Origin of the sequence: Streptococcus mitis, from assembly GCF_047460035.1 — a bacterium.
Lineage (GTDB): Bacteria > Bacillota > Bacilli > Lactobacillales > Streptococcaceae > Streptococcus > Streptococcus mitis_DW.
This window is the reverse complement of sequence record NZ_JASHHB010000004.1, coordinates 42,163-67,084: the sequence shown is the minus strand read 5'-3', so window position 1 is coordinate 67,084 and position 24,922 is coordinate 42,163. Positions and strand designations below refer to the sequence as shown.

The 24,922-nt window shown below is 40.1% G+C and carries 21 protein-coding genes and 1 pseudogene; 7 read left to right on the top strand and 15 right to left on the bottom strand.

Annotated elements, in window-relative coordinates; translation table 11 throughout:
* Positions 1-96: 96 nt before the first annotated feature.
* The 7 genes and pseudogenes from QM956_RS04615 to QM956_RS04585 all read right to left on the bottom strand — a co-directional run bounded on the left by QM956_RS04615 (position 97) and on the right by QM956_RS04585 (position 11,149).
* Positions 97-2,076 carry a peptide ABC transporter substrate-binding protein gene (locus QM956_RS04615; protein ID WP_414302271.1) on the bottom strand — a complete coding sequence of 660 codons (1,980 nt, stop codon included), beginning with the start codon at positions 2,074-2,076 and terminating at the stop codon, positions 97-99.
* A gap of 197 nt (positions 2,077-2,273) precedes the next feature.
* Positions 2,274-3,377: a UDP-galactopyranose mutase gene (glf, locus tag QM956_RS04610; protein WP_261117623.1), complete on the bottom strand. Its 1,104-nt coding sequence runs from the start codon at positions 3,375-3,377 to the stop codon at positions 2,274-2,276.
* A 93-nt stretch (positions 3,378-3,470) separates the two neighbouring features.
* Positions 3,471-3,578, bottom strand: a pseudogene (locus QM956_RS04605) (tyrosine protein phosphatase); the annotation flags it as partial.
* Positions 3,579-3,584: 6 nt separating this feature from the next.
* Positions 3,585-5,030 carry an LCP family glycopolymer transferase CpsA gene (gene cpsA / locus QM956_RS04600; RefSeq protein ID WP_474104522.1) on the bottom strand — a complete coding sequence of 482 codons (1,446 nt, stop codon included), beginning with the start codon at positions 5,028-5,030 and terminating at the stop codon, positions 3,585-3,587.
* A gap of 189 nt (positions 5,031-5,219) precedes the next feature.
* On the bottom strand, positions 5,220-7,178 hold the full coding sequence (locus QM956_RS04595) for a peptide ABC transporter substrate-binding protein (protein ID WP_414302270.1): 1,959 nt from the start codon (positions 7,176-7,178) through the stop codon (positions 5,220-5,222).
* Between the two features lie 226 nt (positions 7,179-7,404).
* Positions 7,405-9,372 (bottom strand): peptide ABC transporter substrate-binding protein, encoded by a 1,968-nt coding sequence (locus QM956_RS04590; RefSeq protein WP_049544886.1) that lies wholly within the window; start codon positions 9,370-9,372, stop codon positions 7,405-7,407.
* Positions 9,373-9,538: 166 nt separating this feature from the next.
* A complete protein-coding gene (locus QM956_RS04585) occupies positions 9,539-11,149 on the bottom strand; it encodes a glycoside hydrolase family 13 protein (RefSeq protein ID WP_414302269.1) in 1,611 nt (536 codons plus the stop codon).
* A 152-nt stretch (positions 11,150-11,301) separates the two neighbouring features.
* On the opposite strand from QM956_RS04585, the gene QM956_RS04580 reads away from it, so the two are divergent.
* Together QM956_RS04580 and QM956_RS04575 are read left to right on the top strand one after the other, a co-directional pair.
* Positions 11,302-12,786: a DUF1846 domain-containing protein gene (locus QM956_RS04580; RefSeq protein WP_414302268.1), complete on the top strand. Its 1,485-nt coding sequence runs from the start codon at positions 11,302-11,304 to the stop codon at positions 12,784-12,786.
* A gap of 94 nt (positions 12,787-12,880) precedes the next feature.
* Positions 12,881-13,363 carry an S-ribosylhomocysteine lyase gene (locus tag QM956_RS04575; RefSeq protein WP_000032562.1) on the top strand — a complete coding sequence of 161 codons (483 nt, stop codon included), beginning with the start codon at positions 12,881-12,883 and terminating at the stop codon, positions 13,361-13,363.
* Positions 13,364-13,427: 64 nt separating this feature from the next.
* On the opposite strand, the gene QM956_RS04570 is transcribed toward QM956_RS04575, so the two are convergent.
* From QM956_RS04570 to rsmH, 5 genes are all read right to left on the bottom strand, one after another.
* On the bottom strand, positions 13,428-15,533 hold the full coding sequence (locus tag QM956_RS04570) for an ATP-dependent Clp protease ATP-binding subunit (RefSeq protein ID WP_414302267.1): 2,106 nt from the start codon (positions 15,531-15,533) through the stop codon (positions 13,428-13,430).
* Between the two features lie 334 nt (positions 15,534-15,867).
* Positions 15,868-16,848, bottom strand: coding sequence for a phospho-N-acetylmuramoyl-pentapeptide-transferase (gene mraY / locus QM956_RS04565; protein ID WP_070528730.1), 981 nt, complete (start codon positions 16,846-16,848; stop codon positions 15,868-15,870).
* 1 nt (position 16,849) lies between these two features.
* Positions 16,850-19,102 carry a penicillin-binding protein PBP2X gene (gene pbp2x, locus QM956_RS04560; protein ID WP_414302266.1) on the bottom strand — a complete coding sequence of 751 codons (2,253 nt, stop codon included), beginning with the start codon at positions 19,100-19,102 and terminating at the stop codon, positions 16,850-16,852.
* A 3-nt stretch (positions 19,103-19,105) separates the two neighbouring features.
* The gene (ftsL, locus tag QM956_RS04555; protein WP_000227824.1) at positions 19,106-19,423 is read right to left on the bottom strand and encodes a cell division protein FtsL; all 318 of its coding nucleotides are present in this window, start codon (positions 19,421-19,423) and stop codon (positions 19,106-19,108) included.
* Positions 19,424-19,432: 9 nt separating this feature from the next.
* The gene (gene rsmH / locus QM956_RS04550; RefSeq protein WP_000159402.1) at positions 19,433-20,383 is read right to left on the bottom strand and encodes a 16S rRNA (cytosine(1402)-N(4))-methyltransferase RsmH; all 951 of its coding nucleotides are present in this window, start codon (positions 20,381-20,383) and stop codon (positions 19,433-19,435) included.
* A gap of 165 nt (positions 20,384-20,548) precedes the next feature.
* Between rsmH and QM956_RS04545 the strand changes: the two genes are divergently transcribed.
* The 5 genes from QM956_RS04545 to QM956_RS04525 are packed head-to-tail and all read left to right on the top strand — an operon-like array spanning position 20,549 to position 22,716.
* Positions 20,549-20,743, top strand: coding sequence for a helix-turn-helix transcriptional regulator (locus QM956_RS04545; protein WP_001082472.1), 195 nt, complete (start codon positions 20,549-20,551; stop codon positions 20,741-20,743).
* Positions 20,744-20,758: 15 nt separating this feature from the next.
* Positions 20,759-21,301, top strand: coding sequence for a DUF3278 domain-containing protein (locus QM956_RS04540; RefSeq protein ID WP_229294498.1), 543 nt, complete (start codon positions 20,759-20,761; stop codon positions 21,299-21,301).
* 10 nt (positions 21,302-21,311) lie between these two features.
* A complete protein-coding gene (locus tag QM956_RS04535) occupies positions 21,312-21,638 on the top strand; it encodes a hypothetical protein (protein WP_153199615.1) in 327 nt (108 codons plus the stop codon).
* Positions 21,639-21,664: 26 nt separating this feature from the next.
* Positions 21,665-22,243: a DUF3278 domain-containing protein gene (locus QM956_RS04530; protein ID WP_414302265.1), complete on the top strand. Its 579-nt coding sequence runs from the start codon at positions 21,665-21,667 to the stop codon at positions 22,241-22,243.
* Positions 22,240-22,716 (top strand): glutathione peroxidase, encoded by a 477-nt coding sequence (locus tag QM956_RS04525; protein WP_414302264.1) that lies wholly within the window; start codon positions 22,240-22,242, stop codon positions 22,714-22,716. The genes QM956_RS04530 and QM956_RS04525 overlap by 4 nt, the downstream gene beginning before the upstream one ends.
* A 142-nt stretch (positions 22,717-22,858) precedes the next feature.
* On the opposite strand, the gene QM956_RS04520 is transcribed toward QM956_RS04525, so the two are convergent.
* From QM956_RS04520 to QM956_RS04510, 3 genes are read right to left on the bottom strand one after another with little or no spacing between them, the layout of a single operon-like run.
* Positions 22,859-23,152, bottom strand: a complete 294-nt coding sequence (locus tag QM956_RS04520) for a DUF5960 family protein (RefSeq protein WP_261020292.1) — start codon at positions 23,150-23,152, stop codon at positions 22,859-22,861.
* Positions 23,145-23,507 (bottom strand): hypothetical protein, encoded by a 363-nt coding sequence (locus QM956_RS04515; protein WP_261020290.1) that lies wholly within the window; start codon positions 23,505-23,507, stop codon positions 23,145-23,147. The genes QM956_RS04520 and QM956_RS04515 overlap by 8 nt, the downstream gene beginning before the upstream one ends.
* Complete coding sequence (locus QM956_RS04510; RefSeq protein WP_261020289.1) at positions 23,504-24,919, bottom strand: Y-family DNA polymerase; 1,416 nt, start codon at positions 24,917-24,919, stop codon at positions 23,504-23,506. Before QM956_RS04510 ends, QM956_RS04515 begins: the two co-directional genes overlap by 4 nt.
* Positions 24,920-24,922: the final 3 nt, after the last annotated feature.

Here is a 24,922-nt window from a genome sequence, read left to right as displayed (position 1 = left end):
ACAAAATAGGATCTGTCATATCTAAAAGCGGTGACCGGCACCAATTCATTTTCGATAAACCAAAAGAAGCTAGCGAATAACTAACTTCTTTTTATCTTATTTCACATGTTTTGCAAGTTCTTCTTGCGCTTTTTTATTGGACTCTTCTTTTTCTTTCATCCATTTATCTTGAGCTTTTTGATATTCATCTGCAGTAACTGCCTTGTCTTGAAGTTCCAAGTATTTGTATCGGAGCGGTTCGCTTGTCCCCTTGTTTCCTGCCAGTGCAAACGGTATCGTAAATGGTACCATCTTAGACAAGATTGGACGACCTGTACGAGATGTCGTTGGAATGACTAGGGCACTATCTGTCAACCATGCTTGAGCTTCGGCATACTTGTTATAACGTTTTGTAACATCTGTAGTTTCTTCCCCTGCTTCATTGACCATTTTATCATAATCATTGAGACCAACCTTCTTAGCCGCCTCATTGTCTTTTCCTGAATCAAATCCTAGGTAAGTTCTTGTATTTTCTCCTACAGATGGTTTGATGATATCAAGATAAGTTGATGGATCTGAGAAGTCAGGTCCCCATCCAACGTTATCAGAAAGATCCCAATCCTCACCGGCAGCAGTTTCTGCGAATAAAGTAACATTAAGCACTTCATCTTTTTGCAATTGTTGAATATCAATAATGACATTATCAGTTCCCAAAGTTGCTTCCAAAGATTGTTTCATAGATTGCACACGCTGAACTTTTGTAGTTGCTGTTTGGTCAACAGGCATGTCTAGGTGAATTGGGAACTGTACTCCTTCTGCCTGAAGAGCAGTCTTAGCCTTAGCAAATTCTGCTTTAGCTTTTTCAGGATTGTACAGACCATCTTGAGCATCAGCAAGGTTCACATCCTTCCATTCATCCCCATAAGTGACCAATTTTTCTTTGACCATGTCACCAAAGTTTTTACCATCTGCTTGAACAAATGTTGGTGGAACAAAGATATTACGTAAGATTTTGCTTGCTCCAGTTTGTCCATTTAGCTGAGAAGCATAGGCTGTACGGTCAAATCCAAAGGCAATAGCCTGGCGGAAATCCTTGTTTAACAAAGCCTTTTTAGTTGAAGTCTTTTGTTCTTCACTAGTCTTAGAAGTATATTTATAGGACTGACGGTCAATGTTTGTTCCTACTACATAAGTCGTAGAGTCCTGTTGCGTATAGACAATATTGTCCTTCATCTCTTTCTCAAGTTCTGCGAAACTTGCACTTGTTGGATAGAGACGAGCTGCTGAAAGGCTACCGTCTTTAAAGTTCTCTGCAGGCTTACTAGTATCTTGACCATCCCAGAATGACAATTTGACCTTGTCAATATGGACATTGTCCTTATCCCAGTAGTTAGGATTTTTCGCAAATTCAACAGCAGATTTGGTCACAATGGATTTCAACAAATAAGGACCATTATACAAGATACTGCTTGGATCTGTTGCTTTGGCAAAATCATCCCCTTTTGAGTTCAAAAACTCTTCATTGACTGGCGCTAAGACACCCATAGTTGTTTTAGAATTCCAAAAACTTTCAGGTTTGTTCAAAGTGTATTGGACTGTTTGATCGTCAAGAGCTTTAATCCCAACTTGAGAGAAATCTTTATTTTCCCCTTTAGCATATGCATCCAAACCTTTGATTGAATCCTGTACCAAGTATAGGGCTTCTGATTTCTTATCTGTTGCATATTTAAGACCTGTTACAAAGTCCTGAGCCTTAACAGGAGCATACTCTTCTCCCTCAGATGTGTACCACTTGGCATCCTGACGAATCTTATAAGTGTAAGTCAATCCATCCTTAGAAACTGACCAGTCCTCTGCCATTGAGGGAATAAGGTTCCCGTATTTGTCATTTTCAAGCAATCCATCAATTACATTACTAGTAATGTCGGCAGTCGCTGCCTTACCAGTTGTCAAATAGTTGAGATTATCTGGATGTGTCTCGTATGTAAATGCAAAAGTCTGCTCACCTTTAGTAGCAGAACCACCCGAGCAAGCCGCTAAGACACCTGCTGCTAATAAAGTTACTCCCGCAAGAGCCAATACTTTTCTTGTTTTCATAGTCTTCTCCTTTTTTTTATTCATTATAGCCCCTTTTTTGAGTCCTGTCAATACAATTTTCTGAATTTTTGAAAATTATTTTTTAAACAATAAGATTGCAAAAATATGAATAATATCAAAAATACCTCAACTACATTAGGTAGTCAAGGAATTATTGATCATATTTGTAAATAGCAACTGGTAACAGTTCTAGGTGTTTAATCTAACTCATTTCTTACACACTGTAAAGCTGCTCCAATTACTTGGTGCATATCGTAATAACGATAGTGTCCTAAACGACCACCAAAGATAACATTCCCTTGTTCATCTGCCAATTTTTTATATGATTTATACAAATGATTATTACGATCATTATTTACTGGATAATACGGCTCATCACCTTTTTCCCATGTTTTAGAATGTTCTTTAGTAATGATAGTCTTTTCTTGATTCCCAAACTCAAAATGTTTGTGTTCAATAATACGTGTATATGGAGTTTCTGAATCCGTATAGTTCACAACTGCATTTCCTTGGTAATTTTCCATATCCAAGGTCTCATTTTCAAAACGAAGACTACGATACTCTAGTTCACCCAACTTATAGTCAAAGAATTCATCAATCATACCAGTAAAGACAATCTTAGGGAAGTCTTTCAGATATTGTTCTTTATGAGCAAAGAAATCAACATTTGTTTCTACATCAATATTTTCATGTTCCAACATTTTTTCAACTATTTGAGTGTAACCACCTATTGGAATCCCTTGATAGGTATCATTAAAATAGTTGTTATCATAGGTCAGACGTACTGGCAAACGGCGAATGATAAAGGCTGGAAGTTCCGTAGTTGGCTTGCCCCACTGTTTCTCTGTATAATCTTTGATTAATTTTTCGTAGATGTCTGTACCTACAAGAGAAATAGCCTGTTCTTCCAAATTTTCAGGAGTTTTGCCATTTAAAACAGCACGTTGCTCATCAATCTTAGCCTGTGCTTCTGCTGGGGTTACAACTCCCCAAAGTTTATTGAAGGTATTCATATTGAAAGGAAGGTTATAAATCTCACCCTTATAATTAGCAACAGGAGAGTTTGTGTAACGGTTAAACTCAGCAAACTGATTTACATAGTCCCAAATCTCCTTGTCAGAAGTATGGAAGATATGAGCTCCATATTGATGAACTTGAATTCCTTCCTCTTCACGAGTATAGATATTACCCGCGATATGATCTCGTTTTTCAATGACTTTTACTTTTTTTCCTTTTAGGGCTGCTTCATGGGCAAATACTGCACCAAAAAGACCAGCACCAACGACAAGATAATCGTACATAACCCCCTCCTTTTATTTTTTAACAAACTGTTGTAGCAATTGTACAAGATGGATAACTTTAATCGATGTTACAATTGCATGTTTTACATCTCAAGTCCGTACTTCTTGTCCATAAGCTTCTGTCAAAAGGACCTTGCTTTCTTGCTTAGATTTTAAACCATCATCCACACTAAATACGATATGCAAATGAATATCAATCATTTTGTCTTATTTTCCTTCCATCACATCATTGATTGCAGCCTTAACCGACTCTAAACTGCTATCACTTATCTCCATCATGTAAAGGTTGCTATCAGGCATGGCATAGGATGGTAAATCCATACGCCCTGTTCCTTTAAGATCTTGCGAATTAATCTTATAAGTTCCACCACTCTCAAGTTGGGCATTGACCAAGTTCATCATGGTTTCAAGCGGCATATTGGTTTGCACGGAATCTTGTAGACCCTTTATAATACTGTCATAATTTTTCAAAGCTTCTGTAGAGGTCAACTTTTGCAAAATAGCGACAATGACCTTCTGCTGATTACGGCCACGATCTCGGTCCCCATCAGCTAAGGAATAACGTTCACGTACAAATCCCAAAGCTTGCTCCGAATCAAGATGAACCTTCCCTACAGGATAGAACTTCCCATTTGTATGAGCGGTAAACTCTTGATCATTATAGACATCAACTCCACCAAGTAAATCAATCAATTTCAAGAAAGAGGTGAAATTCAAACGAGCGTAATAGTTCAAGTCAATACCGTAAAGATTTTCCAGGGTATGAATGGAAGCATCTACTCCATAAATCCCCGCATGGGTTAACTTATCTTTTTGGTTGTTGCCTCCATCTGCAATTGGAACATAGGAATCACGAGGTGTGGTTGTCAAGAGAATCTTTTTCGTTTCGCGATTCACTGTCATAATGATATTGACGTCCGAACGAGAAATCGAGCTAATTGGACCGTAGGTATCAATTCCGCTGATATAAACATTGAAACTGTCACCTTTGACATCTTTTGGAGTTTCAACCGTCTTGGTTAATTCTTTGGTATAGATTTTCTTAATCTTTGAAGCATAGTCTGGATATTCGGATTCGATAATATTTTCAAAGACACTGTTTAGAAGGATCGCCTTTGTATCTCCAGCTAACAAACTCTTATAGGCTGCAAGATAGGAACTGCTTTCTTCGACTGTCAATTCCTTGTTTTGAGTCGCTTTCAGATCATTCATCAACTGTTGGATATTATCCTTATCCGTCCCAGTAGGCCCCATCACACTGGTTACCTGACTGATATTATCAATTGGACTATCTGCTAACACTGCAATACTCATCGAATAATTTGAGTAATTCGATGTTGCATTCAGGCGACTGGTAAAGCCAATGAACTGACTTACAGCAAAGAGGGAAGTTCCATTGATTAACACACCCAGTAGTAATAAAATCAGCGTTAGATTCTTAGCTTTCTTGGACCGAATTAAAAAGAAGCACAAGATGGCTGAGGCTACAATTAAGACGGTAACTACTATATTCAGATATCGGAAGGCTAGCATATTGTACTTGAAAATCAAAAACAATAAAAAGACTGCTAGTACTGCATAGATAGCTAGCAACCCCCAACTAATCATAATCTTTGTTTTACCCTGACGAGCTCGCTTCGAAGATTTACTCACGATATACCTCTATTATCAATTTTTATTTCATTTTATTATATCATAAAAAACTACACTTGTGGCCTACATCCGCTTAAGTAAGGCGTTCTCATCTTCTTTCCGAAACATTCTTTTTGACTTGCAACCAATTACATCAATAAATTTACTATATAAACATAAAAACGAGGTCCCTTACGGAAACTCGCTCATCTATTTGACATGATTTTCTGCTTCTTTTTGAGCTTTTTCGATTGCTTTTTTGCTTTCTTGCTCCCATTTGGTCTTGGCTTCTTCATACTGTTTAGTTGTCACAGTATCTTTTTGCAGTTTCATGTACTTGTAGTTATTGCCATCACCCTTGATACCGACCAATGAATAACCTCTTGTAAATGGCGTTACTTTGGTGACAGATGCTGTTCCACCACTTGACATAGCTGACATAATCAGAGAATTGTCAATCATCCAAGCCTGTGCTTCAGCGTATTTTTCATAGCGTTTGGCTACATCTTTATTTTCGCTATCTGCATCTTTGAGCATCTTGGTGTAAGTATCAAGACCCAGACTAGCAATTTTCGCTTTATCTTCCTGAGCATCTAGACCAAAAATCTTGAGATAGAATCCATCCTCTGCATTGAAAGGATTGAGATAAGTTGACGGATCTTGGTAGTCACCTACCCAACCATCAAAGTTCAAATCGTAGTCTCGATCAGCTGGTGTCGGTGCTAAGAAGGCTACGTTATTAAAATCATCTGTTGAAAGTTGCTGAACATCAATGACAATGTTATCAGCACCTAAAACTGACTCAAGGGTCTGCTTAACAGAGTTCATACCTGTCACAGCATTTTTACTTGTTTGATCAACAGCCACATCCAAGTGAATAGGGAAAGTCACACCTTGACTTGCCAATTCTTTTTTAGCTTCCGCAAATTTTGCTTGGGCTTTTTCTTTGTTAAAATAGGCATCCTGAGCATCTGCCAAGTTAATACCTGACCATTCTGTTCCGTAGTTGACCAATTTAGAAGCGACTACTTCTCCAAAGGTCTTGTCTCCAACTTGAACAAATGTAGGAGGCACTAAGGTGTTACGAAGGGTCTTGCTAGCCGCTTCTTCTCCATTTGACTGAGCAGAATAGGCTGTGCGGTCCAAGGCGAAATTCACCGCTTGACGGAAGTTTTTGTTCAAGACAGCTGTTTCAGTTGACTTCTTCTGCTCATCTGTCGTTTTAGACGTATGGTTGTAGGCCTTACGGTTAACGTTGAAATTGAAGTACCAAGAAGTCTTGTCCTGCAAGCTATAGACAATATTATCCTTATATTTTTCCTTGGTCTTGGCAAAGTTAGAACTATTTGGATAAACCCCAGCGATAGAATAAGCTCCACTTTCAAAGTTACGGATGGTCAATTCTTGGTCTGAACCATCAAAATAAGCCAATTTCACGTGTTCAATTGATACTTTGTCATGATCGTAGTAATGCGGATTTTTCACATATTCGATCGATGATTTTGATGTGAAATCTTTTAACAAATAAGGTCCACTGTAGAGAATGCTATCTGGAGATAGAGTACCAAAATCTTTCCCTTTTGAGTTTAGAAACTCTTCATTCACTGGGAAAAGAATACTGTTGGTTGTTTTTGAGTTCCAGTAAGGTTCTGGGCGCGCCAAAGTATACTCAACAGTATGGTCATCAATGGCTTTCACTCCAACCTTAGAAAAGTCAGAATCCGCTCCTGTAATATAATCATTCAAGCCCTTGATCGAGTTTTGAATCAAGTCAATGGCCTGTGATTTATTATCCACCGCGTACTTGATACCTGTCACAAAATCCTGTGCCTTGACTGGGGCGTACTCTTCACCGTCAGCTGTGAACCATTTGGCGTCTTTTCTCAATTTATAGGTATAAGTCAGACCGTCGCTCGAAACAGACCAGTCTTCTGCCAAAGATGAAACTAGATTTCCATGGTTGTCGTTTTCAAGCAAACCATCAACTAGGTTGGTTATAATCGATGTATTATCAGCGTAGTAGTCTAATAAATAGTTAAATGTGGTTGGATTTCCACTAAAGGTTGATGAGTAAGTTTTTGTATCTGAACCTGATTGTCCGCAAGCAACTAAAAGCAAAGTAGCTGCAAAAGTCAGCCCTGCACTAAGGGCACGCTTTTTTGTATTCATCTTTTCTCTCCTTTATGTTAGATTTTGTAACATAAGCTTATTTTACCAAAATAGTGGGAATTTGTAAAGTTAATTGAATTTCTAGAATGAAAGTTTATAAACTTTAGTCATAAAAAAACAAAGGATTTCTGTCTTTCATACAGTCCTCCCTTGTTTTTATGCGATTTATCATTTAAATATCAATGAATTAACTGATAACCTAACGAAAGCAAGAATCTCATTCACGTTATTTTATGTGCTTTTCTAAATCCTTTTGATACTGAGCATTCGATTCCAGTTTTTCCTTTTGCCACTTTTTGAAGGCCGCATCATACTCTTTAGTTGTCACAATATCATTTTGAAGTTCCATTCCTTTAAAAATAAATGGATCCCCCTTAATACCGACCTGTGAATAAGCTTTGGTAAATGGAACAGTACGACTAACCATAGGAGAGCCCCCTGAAGAAGCAACTGGAATAAGAAGTGAACTATCAGTAACCCAAGCCTGTGCTTTAGCATACTTTTCGTATCGTTTATCAAGATTACTTGTCTCAGAAGCCGCATCATCCAAGAGCTTCTTGTATTCATCCAAGCCAACTTTTGCCACAACTTCAGGATCCTTGCCCTTTGTTATACCTAGATGTTTCAAGGCAGAACCCTTCTTAGCATCTAAAATATTGAGATAGGTTGCTGGATCTTGGTAATCTGGTCCCCAACCTGTTCCGTTCAAATCATAATCTTTTTGGGTTGGAACTTTAGCTTGAGAAGTAATACTTTCCTTCTCATTATCTGTCATTTGAAGAACATCTATAATCACATTCTCCGTTCCAAGCGTTTCTTCAATTGATTGTTTTAGCGAATTGGTTTGTTGCACCGCAACTACATCTGTCTGTTCTACTGGCACATCTAGATGAATCGGGAAACTCACTCCCTTAGCTTGCAATTCTGACTTCGCTTTTTCAAATGCAGACTTGGCCTTTGTTGGATTGTAAATTGTATCCTTACCATCTGTGAGAGTCACATCTTTCCACTGTTCTCCATATTTCAGTAGTTCATCCTGAGCCAACTGTCCGAAGGTCTTCCCAGCTACTTGAACGTAATTATCTGGCACTAGACTATTACGAATAATCTTATCCGCACCCTCTTCACCGTTTAATTGAGCTGTATAGGCGTGGCGATTGAAGGCAAAATTAATTGCTTGACGGAAATTTTTATTCAGCATGGCTTCTTTTGTAGAAAGCTTTTGTCCTTCATCTGTCTTGGCTGTTTTATTATATGATTGACGATTTACGTTAAAAGTAAAGTAATAACTAGTTGCTTCCTGAGGGCTATAAATAATCTGATCTCCATATTTCTCTTTGGTAGAAGCAAAACTTGAACTATTTGGGAAAAGTCTCGCTGTATTATATGCTCCTGTAGCGAAACTACGGATAAGGGATTCTTGATCTGATCCGTCATAGAATGTTAATTTTACATTATCAATCTTGACATTTTCCTTATCCCAATAGTTAGGATTTTTTTCATATTCAATCACAGATTTAGAAATCAAAGATTTCAAAAAATATGGACCATTGTAAAGAATACTTGATGGGGTTGGCGCTCCGTAATCCTTGCCTGTTGCATTCAAAAATTCTTCATTTACAGGGAGCATGGTTGCTGTTGTTACTTTAGAGTTCCAAAAACTTTCTGGTTTATTAAGGGTATATTCTACCGTATAATCATCAAGAGCTTTAACACCTACAGTTGAAAAATCATTGGTCTCACCACTAACATAAGCCTCCAAACCTTTGATTGATTTTTCAATCAAAGAAAGACCATCTGACTTAGCATCTGCTGCATGCTTCAGACCTGTAACAAAATCCTGCGCCTTAACTTCTGCATACTCCTCTCCTTCAGAAGTATACCACTTCACCCCCTTACGAAGTTTGTAAGTGTAAGTCAAACCATCGGTTGAAACAGTCCAATCCTCTGCTAAAGACGGAACAAGATTCCCATATTTATCATTCTCTAAAAGACCATCAACAACATTACCAATCACGTCAGAAGTAGAACTTTTACTCGTAACGCTATAATCCAAGGAAGACGGATCCACTGCATAAACATAAGAAAAGCTCCTCGGGGCATCTGCTTTCTTATCACTTTTACCACAAGCTGCCAAAAGAAGGGCCGCACTCAAGGTCACTCCCGCTCCTAAGAGCCACTTTTTCGATTGCATAAATAATCTCCTTCAAAATAGTATTTTCACTATTATACCCTATTTTATTATAAAAGCAAGAGCTTTTGACAGATTTTTTAGAAAATTCTAAAAAATCTATTTAAAAGAATTCTCTAAAAAACTTTTAGCAAAACCTCAAACTCTATAAGCTTGAGGTTCTCACTTTTTAGTCAGTCATTTCCACACAGAAAGCATCCCATGGAGCTAAGATTTGTTTTTCAAAGACTTCCTGAGCCACGGTGTTTTCAATCAAGACCGATTTGACGTTTCCTTCTACGGTCAAGTCTTGCTCTTCATTGGACAAGTTAGCCACAACTAGAAAACGACGGTCCCCATCTTTACGGATATAGGCAAAGACCTTGTCAGCCGTATCAAGCAATTCAAAGTCAGCTCGAATCAACCAGCTATTCTCCTTACGGATTTGAACCAGTTTCTGATAGGTATAGAAAATAGAATCTGGATTTGTCAGCGCTTCTTGAACGTTGATTGCTTGATAGTTTGGATTCACTGCCAACCAAGGTTGACCTGTTGAGAAACCAGCGTTTTTGCTCTCGTCCCATTGCATAGGGGTACGGGCATTGTCACGTCCAATGACACGGATACTGTCCATGATTTCTTCCATCGGAACACTTTTTTCAAGAGCCTCACGCGCATAGTTGAGGGATTCAATATCTTCTACTTGGTCCAGTGTTTCAAACGGATAGTTGGTCATCCCAATCTCCTCACCTTGGTAGATATAAGGAGTCCCTCTCATGAGATGAAGCAAGATGGCAAAGGCTTTGGCAGATTTTTCGCGGTATTCTTGGTCATTTCCCCAGATTGAGACGATACGAGGGAGGTCATGATTGTTCCAGAAAAGCGAATTCCAGCCATCTTCAACTCCTAATTCTGTCTGCCATTTGTTGAAAATCTCTTTCAACTTAGCGATATTCAGCTCTTTTTGATAGTGCCATTTAGGCTGACCTTCCTGATACTGAAGACAGATATGCTCAAACTGGAAGACCATAGACAATTCTTGGCCCTTTGGATCAGAGTAAAGCTTAGCAATCTCTGGAGTTGCTCCCCAGGTTTCCCCTACTGTCAAGAGATCCTGATCTCCAAAGGTCGCTTGATTCATCTCCTTGAGATAAGGATGGAGCATAGGACCATTATTAACCACCTTCTCGTCAGGAATTTTCCCAATCATGTCAATGACATCCATACGGAAACCACCAATGCCTTTATCAATCCAAAAGTTCATCATCTCATAAATTTTCTGACGAAGTTTTTCATTTTCCCAGTTGAGATCCGGCTGTTTCTTACTGAAAAAGTGGAGATAGTACTGACCCGACTTTTCATCATATTCCCAAGCAGATCCACTAAAGATAGAATCTAGGTCGTTGGGTTCATCTCGCCAAATATAGTAGTCACGTTCAGGGCTGTCAGGATTTTCACAGGCCTCGACAAACCAAGCATGCTCATCTGAAGTATGATTGACCACTAAGTCCATGATGATACGAATATCACGTTTCTTAGCTTCCGCGATCAGTTGGTCCATATCCTCCATGGTCCCGAAAATAGCCGCAATCGCTTGATAATCAGCAATATCATAGCCATTATCATCCATAGGACTGTCATAAACTGGAGAAAGCCAAATCGCTGTAATTCCTAACTTGGCTAGATAGTCTAACTTACTGGTAATTCCTGGCAAATCGCCAATTCCATCTCCGTTGCTATCCATAAAGCTCTTAGGATAAACTTGATAGACTACGGCATTGTGCCACCATTTTTCTTGCATCTTCTTACCTCATTATTTTAATAATCTACAGTCTATGATAGCGCTTTTCAGATTTTTATGCAAGCGTTTGCCTAATCTTTTTGATTCCTTTTTTAACTCCATAGTTTCCTAACTTCCATTTTTTTATTATAATAGAGGTCAGAGGTAAAAAAATGAAAAAACAAGCTTTTAGTTCTGAACAATATTTGAATCTACAGCGCGACCACATTTTGGAGCGCATTAACCAATTTGACGGCAAGCTCTACTTGGAGTTTGGTGGCAAAATGTTAGAAGATTTTCACGCTGCTCGTGTTCTTCCTGGTTATGAGCCTGACAACAAAATCAAGCTCTTGCAAGAATTGAAAGAGCAAGTCGAGGTTGTAATTGCCATTAATGCTAACAACATCGAACATTCCAAAGCACGTGGTGACTTGGGCATTTCTTATGACCAAGAAGTTCTTCGTCTGATTGACAAATTCAATGAATTGGGAATTTTTGTTGGCTCCGTTGTCATCACACAGTACGCTGGTCAACCAGCTGCAGATGCCTTCCGCAACCAACTTGAGAAAAACGGAATTGATTCTTATCTTCACTATCCAATCAAAGGATATCCGACGGATATGGATCACATCATTTCTCCAGAAGGTATGGGGAAAAATGACTACATCAAAACCAGTCGCAACTTGATCGTCGTAACCGCTCCTGGACCTGGTTCTGGAAAATTGGCAACCTGTATGTCCAATATGTACCACGACCAAATCAATGGCATCAAGTCTGGTTACGCTAAATTTGAAACCTTCCCAGTTTGGAATCTTCCCCTTCATCACCCAGTCAACTTGGCCTACGAGGCTGCTACAGCAGACCTTGATGATGTCAACATGATTGATCCTTTCCATCTCCAAACCTACGGAGCAACTACTGTCAACTACAACCGTGATATCGAAATTTTCCCAGTGCTCAAGCGCATGTTAGAACGTATCCTTGGCGAATCTCCATACGCTTCTCCGACAGACATGGGTGTCAACATGGTTGGTTTCGCTATTACAGATGATGAGGCTGCTGTCGAAGCCTCTAAACAAGAAATCATACGCCGTTACTATCAAACTGTTCTTGATTTTAAAGCCGAAAAAGTTGGCGAAGCTGCTGTCAAGAAAATCGAGTTGCTTATGAATGACCTCGGTATCACACCTGCAGACCGTAAGGTTGCTGTTGCTGCACGTCAAAAAGCAGAAGAAACTGGCGGACCAGCCCTAGCCCTTGAATTGCCAAATGGGGAAATCGTCACAGGTAAGAACTCAGAACTCTTTGGCCCTACAGCAGCTGCCTTGATTAACGCCATCAAGAAATCAGCTGACATTGTGAAAGAAGTAAAACTCATCGAGCCTGAAGTTGTTAAGCCAATCCAAGGTCTTAAAATCGATCATCTCGGTAGCCGCAATCCACGCCTTCATTCAAATGAAATCCTGATTGCACTTGCTATCACAGCTACAGAAAATCCTGATGCTGCTCGTGCTATGGAAGAGCTTGGTAACCTCAAAGGAAGCGAAGCCCACTCAACCATCATCTTGACTGATGAAGACAAGAATGTCCTTCGCAAATTGGGTATCAACGTAACCTTTGACCCTTACTACCAATACGACCGCTTGTATCGTAAATAAAGATTTCAACCTCTCCACTCTTGGAGAGGTTTTCTCTCTATCTCAGGAGCCAGCTTTGTGTTATAATGAAAGAAGAAAACTGAAAGGATTTACCATGTCAAAAGAAGTTATTGTTGAAAGTTTTGAACTTGACCACACCATTGTTAAAGCACCCTATGTTCGCTTGATTGGGGAAGAAACAGGACCAAAGGGAGACGTTATCTCCAATTATGATATTCGCTTGGTACAACCAAACGAAGACTCTATCCCTACCGCTGGCCTTCACACTATCGAGCACCTCTTAGCCAAACTCATCCGTACCCGAATTGACGGTATGATTGACTGTTCACCATTTGGTTGCCGCACAGGCTTCCACATGATTATGTGGGGACGTCACACTAGTGCTGAAATCGCAGCTGTTATCAAGGATTCGCTCAAGGAAATCGCTGAAACTACTACTTGGGAAGACGTCCCTGGTACAACCATCGAATCTTGCGGAAACTATAAGGACCACAGCCTCTTTTCTGCTAAAGAATGGGCAAAACTCATCCTAGAACAAGGGATTTCAGATGATGCCTTTGAACGCCATGTCATCTAAACACAAAAAAAGGAACCAGTTTTTTTTCAGCTGGTTCCTTCTTTTTTATGCTCAAAATTCTGTCTTAAGCTTTCTCACGAATAACCAAACCACCGTCTTCCATATCTGCTTCTAGGTGTTTGGCATCTAGGTGATCCAAGTGGAAGTCTGTGACTTTGTCACGGATTTGTTGTTCAACCACACGACGGAGTGGACGAACACCCATGACTTCATCGTAGCCTTCTTCTGTGATATAGTCTTTAGCTGCTTGACTGACTACCAAATCAATGTCTTTCTTAGCCAAGGTTTGGTTAACTTCAGCCAACATCAAATCTACAATCTTAGAAAGATCGTCCTTCGTCAAGTGTGAGAACTCGATAACTGCGTTAAAGCGGTTGAGGAATTCTGGACGGAAGAATGGTTTCAAACGGTCCATCAATTCTGGTTTGTCCGCATCTTCTGTCAAGTTGGCTTCATAGCCAAATCCAGCATTTGATGTTGCGATAATAACAGTGTTCTTGAAGTTCACCGTATTTCCTTGACCATCTGTCAAACGACCGTCATCCAAGACTTGGAGGAGAAGAGTGATCACTTGAGGATCAGCCTTTTCAATCTCGTCCAAGAGAATGATAGAATAAGGATTGCGACGCACACGTTCTGTTAAGGTATTGCTATTGTCATCATAACCCACATATCCTGCTGTTGTACCAATTAGCTTAGAAACGGCTGTGCGGTCACTGTATTCAGACATATCCAAACGAATGATTGCGTCCTTGGTTCCAAACATATCTAGCGCCAATTGTTTAGCAAGTTCAGTCTTACCAACCCCAGTTGGACCTACAAAGAGGAAGCTACCGATTGGGCGATTGCCTTCATCGAAACCAGCACGGTTACGACGGATGGCACGAGCTACAGCTTCAACTGCCTTGTCTTGGCCAATCACCTTGTCTTGCAGACGATGAGCCATATCTTTCAAACGTTCGATGTCTGATGCTCCCATTTGTGACACTGGGATACCCGTCATTCGTTCCACAGATTCAGCCACATCGTTGACACTTGCAGTCACCTTCATATCTTCTGTGTGGTTTTCGATTTTCTTTTCTAATTCTGCAATGCGTGTTTTATAGTTTAGAGCTGCTTCAAAATCTTCTGCCTCAACAGCTTTTTCTTGCTTGTCTTTTTCTACCTCAATTTCACGTTCAACAGCATGAACATCTGTTACTGGATGCTGAGCTGCCAAGTGAGCCGCCGTTACATCGACAAGGTCGATAGCCTTATCTGGCAAGCTACGTTGAGGAATATACTGAACAGAATAATCCACTGCTGCTTTCAAGACTTCATCTGGCAAAATGACATTGTGGTGTTGTTGATAGAGATCACGAATTCCTTGAAGAATTTTATATGTATCCTCTGCTGAAGGGGCATTGACCTTGACTTCGTTGAAACGACGAGCAAGAGCAGCATTCTTCAAGATGGTGTTACGGTATTCGTCTTGAGTTGTTGCCCCAATCACTGTCAACTCACCACGAGAGAGAGCTGGCTTGAGAATATCCGCAAGCCCTTTAGAACCACTATCTACACCAGTGCTACCAGCACCGAGAATTTGGTGAATTTCATCAAAGAAGAGAATAATATTTCCTGCTTCTTTTACTTCATTGACTAAGTTTTGAACGTTTTCTTCAAAGCTACCACGGTACTGAGTACCAGCCTCAAGACCTGAAATATCAATAGAAATGATTTCCTTGTTCTTAATGGCGGCTGGAACATCTCCATTTACAATGGCTTGTGCTAGACCTTCTACAACTGCTGTCTTACCAACACCTGCATCTCCGACCAAAACAGGATTGTTTTTGGTACGACGTGATAGAATTTCAGATGTTTCTTGAATTTCCTTGTTTCGTCCGATAACAGGATCCAACTTGCCTTCACGAGCTTCTGCTGTCAAGTTACGACCGAGTTTAGCAAGGACACCATCTTGTTTCATACCTGAAGCCTGTTGTTGCATTTGTCCATCAGTTTCTGCATTTCCTGGCAATTGACCCGTTGCACGATAATGAGCAAATTCCTCAGGCGTTACTTCACGGCCGTTAATCAAGTAACGACGGTTTTCTGAACTATATCCACGCATACCACCCATCAATTGGTTAAATAAATCATCCATGTTGTTAAAATTATTAAAGTTGTTGTTCATATTCTTTACCTCTTTTTGTTATTTATTATTACTGATATTGACTATCTTTGACTTTTTCTTTAAAAAATTTAGACTAGCTAAATCGCTACTCTACGTACTATTTCTGGTTTTTCTTTTTCAAGCAGGAGTAGACTATCTTTACTTCTAAAGATTTCTAGATTAAACATAGACCCCACCTCTTTCTATTTTACTTTAAATAAGTGTTCTAGTAAGGCTTTCATTTACCTTACGTTCATAATATACTACATTAGTCAGAAAAGGTCAAGGATTTTGACTTTAATTGACCAATATTTTTTAAAAAGTAAAAACACCCTGAAACATCAGGGTGCCATTCTTACATCAAATATAAAATTGCTAGGGTCAGGAGACTTGCTAGAAGCCCTACTCCCCAAAAGAAGAAGTCAACCTTCCACTCGCTCCAAGGATTTCCTTTACCAGACAATCCTCCAAGCTCAAAATGGTGATGGACAGGTGTCATACGGAAAATACGTTTACCACCAGTCAGTTTGAAATAGCCGACTTGCATCATGACTGAAGTTGTTTCAAAGACATAAATAATTCCGATAATCAAGAGAGTCCATTCTTGGTGGAGAGCCATAGAGATAGCTGCCAACATTCCACCGAGAGCCAAACTTCCCACATCCCCCATAAAGACCTTAGCAGGCTTATGGTTAAAGACGAAGAAACCAAGCAAACCACCAATCATGGCTAGAATCACCAGAAGAATATCCATCTGACCTTGCACATAGGCAATAACTCCATATGCAGACAAACTAATCACGACTGAAATACTAGCCAGACCATCAATGCCGTCTGTCAAGTTGACTGCGTTTGAAAAACCAACTAGCCAGAAAAGGGCGAAGACAATATAGAAAATCCCTAGATGCACTTGGTAACCAAAGACTGAAAGCATATCGCCACCGCGCTCATAGAAAAGGTAAAAAATGACACCACCTAGAAGCTGAAGAGCCAATTTCTGCTTGGGATTTAGCCCCTCATTGATTTTGCGGAAGACCTTGAGGAAGTCATCTAAAAATCCGATTAAACCATAAAGAACCAAGATGAACAAAATCATTCCCACATTATTGCTGAGTTGGTTACTAAATAGGGCAAGAAAGAAGGCAACTAAAACAGAAGCAATTAAGAAAACCAAACCTCCCATTGTAGGAGTCCCAGCTTTTGCCTGGTGCTGTTTGACATCCTCATGCATCTGCTGGCCTGTAATTTGCGCCTTTCTATAAAATTGGATAAAGGCCGGAATTCCTACTAAAGTTAGTAAAAATGTCACAATTCCAGCACTGATGGAAATAAACATATTAGTCTCCTAAAGTTAATTTAATTTTTTTAATGTTTTTGATAGCTGTATTAGTCCGAACATCTTGCTTCTGTACAACAGAACCTGACCCTTCAAATTCCAGCTCGATATCCAACCATTTAGCAAAGGTCTCAGCAGTTTCTTTTTTCCAGCCATACATGTCTGGAATTTCTTCTACCTTATCCGATAAAAGGAGAACTTGTCGGTTTGGTGCAAGATTGGTCCCTTCTTCTACAGAAGTCTCTTTAATCTTTGTTCCAGTACCTACAACGATTGGTTGCACAATATTTCGGCGTAAGGCTTCCGCCAACTCACCAGGTGAAATATCCTTGATGCTAGGCATTGCATAAGAAGACTCTGTCGTAACTTTATCTAAATTCTTGGCTGGAGATTGAAGATTGAGAGATTCTTTCATAGCTGAAGCCCGCTCCAAGATTGGGGTGGCAAATTCTCCCAACTGAATACCTGAATAATGCTCAGGCTGTTGAACCGTCACATAGAGGATAAAATCAGGATTTTCAGCAGGGTTCATCGATACAGCAGAAAAAATGTAATTGGTCGTACCAACCAAGTAACCCCCATTTTTCTCATCGGCAATCTGGGCTGTACCAGACTTGAGAGCTACATTTTGACCAGGAACAGTTATAGTTGGCTTGCCTGTACTGTGGTTATGCATGGTTCCATAAACTGGATCCGTTCCTACCAAGACCATGTGAGTACGAGTTTGGCTAGCTGCATCTTTCGAAACGGGATTTCCTACGATTTCTTTTTGAGATTTACGAACGGTTTGATCATTTGGATCATACAAGGCCGTAATAAATTTAGGCTCTAGCATGACGCCATCATTGGCAATGGCTGTAAAAGCACGTAGCATCTGGGTCTGCGTTACAGAAATCCCCTGACCAAATGCACTCATGGCAATATTAACAATATTATCTGCAGGCAATTGACCTGAATACTCATCAGTCAGACCAAAACGCGTCGGAACCCCAAACTTAAAGCGGTTTAGATAATCCAACCAAGTAGCATCTCCCATTTTTTGTTCAAGTAGACTCATTCCAACATTACTGGAGTGAGCGAAACCTTGTAAGAAAGTCATCATCCCACCAGTCGTCAAACCTTCATTAACATCCCAATCTCGAATTGTCGCATCCGCTATTTTTAATTCACTACTATTGAAGTATTCTCCACCTGGGAAGGTATTGTTATCAATAGAAGCTGCTAGCGTCATGACCTTCAGGGCTGATCCTGGTTCGTAATTACTTTGATAAAGAATATCACGCCAAACAAAGTCTTTGGTGATACCATCCTTAGTATCTGCATTAAAGGTAGGTCGTTGGGTGGTAGCAAGGATTTCACCGGTCTTTGCACTGACCAAGGTCGCGGTCATATACTTACCTTTTACTTTTTCTAGAAAGGCATCCATCTGAGTTTCCATGAAAGATTGGAGCGGGCTAGACAATGTTGTATAAACATCCTTGCCATCCACAGTTTGTTGCGACACCTGTTCTGTTCCTGGTACGATATTTCCTACACGGTCTTTTTCATAGGTAATAATACCGTCTGTCCCAGCAAGAATGGTATTTAACGAACTCTCCAGACCAAAAGTTCCTAATAAACTCTTACTGCCGTCCTCATTTTCATGAAGTTGGGCTAACCCAATAAAACTAGAAGCAAATTGTCCATTTGGGTAGCTTCTGTTAGGGCTAGTTGTAAAGTCTATTCCTTCCACACTAGCATCTTTCAAATCTTTTTTAATAGCCATCATATTGGCATAGGTAATCCCATTTCCTTTTGCACCAAAGGAAACCTGGGTCAGATTTGGTTGAGCCAATTGCTCTTTCACATAAGCTTCATCCATATCCAAATACTTATGGAAGACTTCAGCTACCTTATTAAACTGCGAATCCTCTACATAAAGAATTTTTCCAGTTGCTGACTTGTATTTTTTATCAATAACAGCATAGACGTTATAGGAAGTCGCATCTTCAGCAATAGGCACTCCATTTCGGTCATAGATAGTCCCACGTTTGGCAGGAACTGTTCGAGTGGTTTGGTGAACCTTTTTAGCCTCTTTTACCAAGTCAGTACCAAATATATTACCTTTTGCGATAATATAAGCAAAATTGGCCAAAAAGAGGCCGAAAAGGGCAACAGCTACAAAGCTGAGGTACTTGCCAACTATCCTACGGTTTTCTGCTGGAGATTTACGATTTTTTACCGCAAATCGGGTTATTTTTTCTGTCCATTTCATATCTTACTCCGCTGTTCGGATGTTTTCATTATTCAATTTCAAATCTTTTTTATCTGCAATTTCTTTCAAGCGCTCTGAACGAATCAATTCATTCACTTCCTGCTTGGCATCGTCCAGCTCTGTCTTCTTTTCCTCTATCTGCGCATTGATTTTTGTCAAATCACTTTGCACTTGCAAGAGTCGTGTCTGCATAAAGATAATGCTCACTGCTAAAACGAGTGCCGTAAAAGCGATGGAAAGATAAAAAGCCTTCTCCACACGTGAGAATTTTTTTATACGATTCTGCAAGAATTGACTGGTTGTTTCTTTCTTATCTACCATTTTTCCCTCTTACTTGTGAATTTTTCTGGCCACACGCAACTTAGCTGAGTGCGAGCGGTTATTGGCTTCTAATTCTTCTGCACTTGGCAAGATTGGCTTACGGGATACCAATTCCATCTTGGGCTTGAGATCATCTGGGATGAAAGGCAAACCTTTGGGAACTTCCACAGTTGAAGCTTCCTTGAACAATTGTTTGGTCAAGCGGTCTTCTAGTGAATGGAAGGTAATCACTGAAATTCTACCATCTAGAGCCAACATCTCCATAGCCTGCTGGATGGATTCATCTGCCGCTCCCAGTTCATCATTGACTTCAATTCGAATAGCCTGGAAAATCTGCTTGGCAGGATGGCCCTTCTTCTTGAGCTCCTTGGCAGGTTTGGCCGACTTGATAATTTCTGCTAACTCAGTCGTTGTCTCGATTGGCTTGACTTCACGCGCTTGTTCAATCTTACGCGCAATCTGTTTAGAGAATTTATCCTCACCATACTTGAAGAAAATACGAACCAAGTCATGATAGTCATAGTGATTCACCACTTCATAGGCTGTCAGACTAGCATCCTGATTCATGCGCATGTCCAGTGGCGCATCCTTTTTATAAGAAAAACCACGCTCACGCTGGTCCAACTGAGGACTAGACACTCCTAAGTCATAACAAATTCCATCAATTTCCTGAACACCAGCTTCGCGCAAACGTGCCTGTAAATGACGGAAGTTATCCTTGATAAAAGTCACCATTCCCTTTTCAATGTAAGGAGCCAAGCGTTTTTGCGCGTTGTCAATGGCATTCTGGTCCTGGTCAAAGGCATAGAGATGGCCTTTTTCACTTAATTTACTTAATAAATATTCGCTATGGCCCGCTCCACCCAAAGTCGCATCAACGTAGATACCGTCAGGCTTTACGTCGAGCATATCAATCGTTTCGTGGAGTAAGACCGTTACATGATGAAATTCTTTTGTCATATCTTATCTATTTTACCACAAATCTGACTAGCTTGCACTAGTCAGACAAATAGGTCAAAAAAAGTAAGATTTCTTTAAGAAATATGTCAAATATGCTTGACATTCATTCCATAGAAGAATATAATGTAGTCAAATATATACGACACAAATCAGAAAGGAGAACAGATGAATCGTGTGAAAGAATTTCGCAAGGAACTGGGCATTTCCCAGCTAGAGCTAGCCAAGGATATCGGTGTCTCGAGACAAACCATCAATATGATTGAAAACGACAAGTACAATCCAACCCTGGAACTCTGTCTCAATCTCGCCCGCAGCCTCCAAACTGACCTCAACAGTCTCTTTTGGGAGGAAGATTTTTAAAAAAGGAGCAAACTTATGAAAAAAGAAACCTTCACTGAAAAACTCATCAAACGAATATACGGAATTTCTGGCCCTCTCGACGAACACAAACGACGCGAGGCTGATCGTATTGGCAATCAAGTCTTTATCATCCTCTTTTATCTGATGATTTTCGGAAATCTTATTCCGCTCCTTCTGGCCTATAAATACCCTCAAGAAGTGGCTCTAATCTATCCTCCTCTGATTCTAGTGATTGCCCTCATCGCTGCTGGCTATGTCACCTACCAAATGAAAAAAACAGGGATTACAGCTATTGATCCAGATATGCTGAATGAGAAAGAAAGCCAGCAACTATACTACCCAGGTCTTAAAGCAGGTTTGTTCTTTGGTCTATGGATGTTTTTTATAACTCCTCTTCTCAGTATACTCATAGGTGAAAGTCCGGACTATTTTAATTCTCTTCTCACTATAAGAAATGGTGTATCAAGCATTCTCGGTTCTATCTTCTTCGGAGCAAGCATACAGTTCCTCATTTCCCGTCGCATTGCAAAAACTAAAGAAGAGCAAGATGAGGATTAGGAGGTGCCCTATGAAATCACTAGTGACTTTACTTACCTATCATCTTTTGTTTGCTTCACTGCTCATCTTCATCATCGTTTCAGGGAACTTGCCAATCTACGATATAGTCTTCCTTCCAGTCTTTGTTCCAGCACTCAACAAAGGATTGACTTATCTAAAGATTGACTCCCAAAAAACGCGCATACTCAACTTAGCACTATTCTTTATGATTCTATCCTTACCACAACTGACGCTCATTTCAATCAATTGGAAATATTATATTCTGCTAACTATCGCTATCCTTTCTTCTATTACTTATCTTTATTATCTCTATCAATTCGTAAAAGAAACAAAATAGCATCGTTCATTTAGGAGAAATCACCCATGAAAAAAGAAGACTTAACAACTCGCCTACTTCGAAATTTCTTTCATATCCAAGGGCCTTTTGATGAATGCCGTCAAGAGGTTATCTACAAGGCTTGCGCCCGTTCCATGATCCAAATCTTTTACTCTTCCTTCATTCTCTTCCTATTCTATATTTTGTTCGGAAGCTTTATAGAAATTGTTCGAAATGTTATGCCCTACATCTATTTTGGACTCATTTTGTTCATGAGTATAAAAGCTCAAAAAGCCGTCCAAGAGCTTCATCTTGAAAAGGATGACAAATCAGAAATCATCCTCAAGACCTACAGCAAAGCCCAAATCAAATTCCGAAGCTGGATTGTGTTTATCGGTATTCAGATCGGCTTCTTTACCTTACTCATCTTTCATAAAGTCTTCGTTCAGCAGATGTCCTTTTCAGATTTTGGGAAGTTGCTCATGCAATTCGATAAAAGTGGTCCTTTCCTAATGTATGGCCTGATTATCGGTAGCATTTTTGGAACTCTGACCTACGGATTTCTATCCCTACAGGAGGAGAAACCTCCTAAAAATACCAAACAGAAGGAGAAAAGCAAGCAATGACTTCACTATACGATTTTTCAGTCTTGAACCAAGACAAGCAAGAAACTCCACTAGAGACCTATCGTGGTAAGGTTCTCTTGGTTGTCAACACTGCTACTGGATGTGGTTTAACGCCCCAGTACCAAGGACTTCAAGAACTCTATGATTGCTATCAAGAACAAGGTTTTGAGATTTTAGACTTCCCTTGCAATCAGTTTATGGGACAAGCACCAGGCAGCGCAGAGGAAATCAACGCCTTCTGTAGCCTACACTATCAAACCACTTTCCCACGTTTTGCCAAGATCAAGGTCAACGGTAAGGAAGCAGATCCTCTCTATGTTTGGTTGAAAGAACAAAAATCTGGCCCACTGGGAAAACGAATCGAATGGAATTTCGCTAAGTTTCTCATCGGTCGAGATGGACAGGTATTTGAACGATTCTCTTCAAAAACAGACCCAAAACAAATTGAAGAGGGCATACAAACCCTACTATAATTCACAATCTCACTATGATTAGGTCTCCTTTAGCCTAATGAATAGTGAGATTTTTTGATTGGCTGTGACTCAAATAAAAAAACACCCCATGATATGAAACATGAAGTGTTATAAAAATGATACATTTACAACAGACAATTCACTACTGACTACTATTTTTAACCCCAGTATATGCATAGGTTCGATTTCTGGGGCACTCTTTTTCCGTTACTACCCTAAAATAAAAGCGATGCTCCCGCCCATCCTTGGCATTTTCCTTGTTTAAGACAAAGTAGTTTTTCTGATTCAAGGCCATGGTGCGTAGGATATCATCAATCAGGAAAGTCAGAGGTACATTCATAGCAGAGTATTTTTGAAAATCCTCTTCAAAACGAATATAGTCATCTGAAAAATAATCCATCTGCAGTTTGTTTTCATACAACTCTTTTCTAGTCATAAACTCCCTCCTCCCACAATCGAATTTCTAGGATATCTGCAAGCTCTATCTGCCTGTAACCATCGCTTGTTCTAATAGATAATGATTTAAAGGATAACTCTCTTACCTTACCGATGATAGTGACTTTCTGCTTCCTTTCCTTGACCACAAAACTTCCCTTCAGTTGGCCAACATAAAGCTGGGAAAGCAAGTGTAGTTTCTCATCTAGAGTCAAATCTGTCGAAAAATCAACACGGCTTTTTTCTTCACTGAGCGAACTGGTGTGTTCTGAGAGGTAAAACCCCATCCACTTCTGCATACCTGGATCTTGATAATCTCGCGCGGATTGAAAGGGTAAATAAGAACGATCAATCATTTTAATCCATCTAATCCTCCAGCAGAATGGCCCCCAATCAGCTTGCTTCTGGCAAGGCTCCTAGAGGCTTCTTCCAGTGCATTGGCTTTTAAAAGGGAAGTGAAACCAAATTCCTCCCGAATGGAGTCAATAGCCGTCTGGAGTCTTTCTTCTTTTTCTAACTTGTCAACATCATCAAAGAGAGAAATCAAGCCGAAGGACTCATCCACAAATCCTGAATAGTTTACTCCGACACTTCTGATCGCTCCAGAAGTGTATTTATTATGAAATAGCTTCAAAACATAGTCCGTTAAAACAGCTGTATTATTGGTCGGTTCGACCTTCCTTTGTGTGTGAATAGACGGCCTAACCTCCTCTTTAGAGAAACCAACATAAATAGAGACAAGGGTTGTTTTCTTGCCAGCCCTTCTCAGTCTAATAGCCACCTGCTCTGCCATTTCTCGGAGAATAATTTCAATATCCCGTAGCTTCACGTAGTCTCTAGGTAGGATTTGAGAATTTCCCAAACCTTGGGACTTGGCTTTATAGGGCTTATGAACATTGCTCTCATCAATCCCATTAGCATGAAACCACAAACGTAGGCCAGCCTGACCGAGAACTTTCTGTAGCTGGTCTGGATTACTAGCGGCCAATTCTTTGATTGAAAAAATCCCCAGAGCATGCAAGCGTTTCTCCATCCGCCTGCCAATCCCCCAAAAGTCCGTCATCTTGGGAATGGCCCAGACTTTCTCTTCCACATCCTTGTAAGACCAGTTGGCCCTCATGGTCGGAGTGTGCTTGGCCTCATTGTCCAGAGCCAACTTTGCCAGCAAGGGATTGGCATTGGACATACCTACTGTAGAGTAGATTCCTGTCTGCCTCCAAATATCCCTCTGAATACGGGCAGAAAGTAGATCCAGCTTGTCTTTGCGAGAGAGACTCTTGTCCGAAATGAAATAATTAAGTGAACTAGTCAGGTCAATAAAGCCCTCATCGATAGAGTAAGGATAAATATCATCTGGACTGCCATAATTCTGAAAGATTCGCTGGATTTCCATATTGACTGCGATGTACTCATCCATCCTGGGTGGCACAATCAAGGTCACTTGAGCCCAATCTTCGATGTAACGAACATAATCCGAGTCAGTCGGCAACCCTTGCTTTCGAGCATTGTAATAGGAAAATTTGCGCGTTTTGATATCAAAAGGCAGATCATAGGCCCGGCCAACATTGGACTTGCCAAAAATCTTCTTAAACATGGGAGAGGAGGCTAGGATAAGACCCGTTGAATTATCCGCTCGACTCATAACACAAAGCGAGGTCTTCAGCGGATGCAAGCCCCTTTTCACACACTCGACACTTGCATAAAAGGATTTCATATCGACAAAGGCAATGTCACTTTTGGGCTCTCTGGAATAATCAAAGTAGCCCATAGG

What these genes read in the sequence shown, in the direction of transcription:
- QM956_RS04615 (WP_414302271.1), bottom strand. Translation starts at nt 2,076, where the DNA reads ATGAAAACAAGAAAAGTATTGGCTCTTGCGGGAGTAACTTTATTAGCA.
- glf (WP_261117623.1), bottom strand. Translation starts at nt 3,377, where the DNA reads ATGTACGATTATCTTGTCGTTGGTGCTGGTCTTTTTGGTGCAGTATTT.
- QM956_RS04595 (WP_414302270.1), bottom strand. Translation starts at nt 7,178, where the DNA reads ATGAATACAAAAAAGCGTGCCCTTAGTGCAGGGCTGACTTTTGCAGCT.
- QM956_RS04590 (WP_049544886.1), bottom strand. Translation starts at nt 9,372, where the DNA reads ATGCAATCGAAAAAGTGGCTCTTAGGAGCGGGAGTGACCTTGAGTGCG.
- QM956_RS04585 (WP_414302269.1), bottom strand. Translation starts at nt 11,149, where the DNA reads ATGCAAGAAAAATGGTGGCACAATGCCGTAGTCTATCAAGTTTATCCT.
- QM956_RS04580 (WP_414302268.1), top strand. Translation starts at nt 11,302, where the DNA reads ATGAAAAAACAAGCTTTTAGTTCTGAACAATATTTGAATCTACAGCGC.
- QM956_RS04575 (WP_000032562.1), top strand. Translation starts at nt 12,881, where the DNA reads ATGTCAAAAGAAGTTATTGTTGAAAGTTTTGAACTTGACCACACCATT.
- QM956_RS04570 (WP_414302267.1), bottom strand. Translation starts at nt 15,533, where the DNA reads ATGAACAACAACTTTAATAATTTTAACAACATGGATGATTTATTTAAC.
- mraY (WP_070528730.1), bottom strand. Translation starts at nt 16,848, where the DNA reads ATGTTTATTTCCATCAGTGCTGGAATTGTGACATTTTTACTAACTTTA.
- pbp2x (WP_414302266.1), bottom strand. Translation starts at nt 19,102, where the DNA reads ATGAAATGGACAGAAAAAATAACCCGATTTGCGGTAAAAAATCGTAAA.
- ftsL (WP_000227824.1), bottom strand. Translation starts at nt 19,423, where the DNA reads ATGGTAGATAAGAAAGAAACAACCAGTCAATTCTTGCAGAATCGTATA.
- rsmH (WP_000159402.1), bottom strand. Translation starts at nt 20,383, where the DNA reads ATGACAAAAGAATTTCATCATGTAACGGTCTTACTCCACGAAACGATT.
- QM956_RS04545 (WP_001082472.1), top strand. Translation starts at nt 20,549, where the DNA reads ATGAATCGTGTGAAAGAATTTCGCAAGGAACTGGGCATTTCCCAGCTA.
- QM956_RS04540 (WP_229294498.1), top strand. Translation starts at nt 20,759, where the DNA reads ATGAAAAAAGAAACCTTCACTGAAAAACTCATCAAACGAATATACGGA.
- QM956_RS04535 (WP_153199615.1), top strand. Translation starts at nt 21,312, where the DNA reads ATGAAATCACTAGTGACTTTACTTACCTATCATCTTTTGTTTGCTTCA.
- QM956_RS04530 (WP_414302265.1), top strand. Translation starts at nt 21,665, where the DNA reads ATGAAAAAAGAAGACTTAACAACTCGCCTACTTCGAAATTTCTTTCAT.
- QM956_RS04525 (WP_414302264.1), top strand. Translation starts at nt 22,240, where the DNA reads ATGACTTCACTATACGATTTTTCAGTCTTGAACCAAGACAAGCAAGAA.
- QM956_RS04520 (WP_261020292.1), bottom strand. Translation starts at nt 23,152, where the DNA reads ATGACTAGAAAAGAGTTGTATGAAAACAAACTGCAGATGGATTATTTT.
- QM956_RS04515 (WP_261020290.1), bottom strand. Translation starts at nt 23,507, where the DNA reads ATGATTGATCGTTCTTATTTACCCTTTCAATCCGCGCGAGATTATCAA.
- QM956_RS04510 (WP_261020289.1), bottom strand. Translation starts at nt 24,919, where the DNA reads ATGGGCTACTTTGATTATTCCAGAGAGCCCAAAAGTGACATTGCCTTT.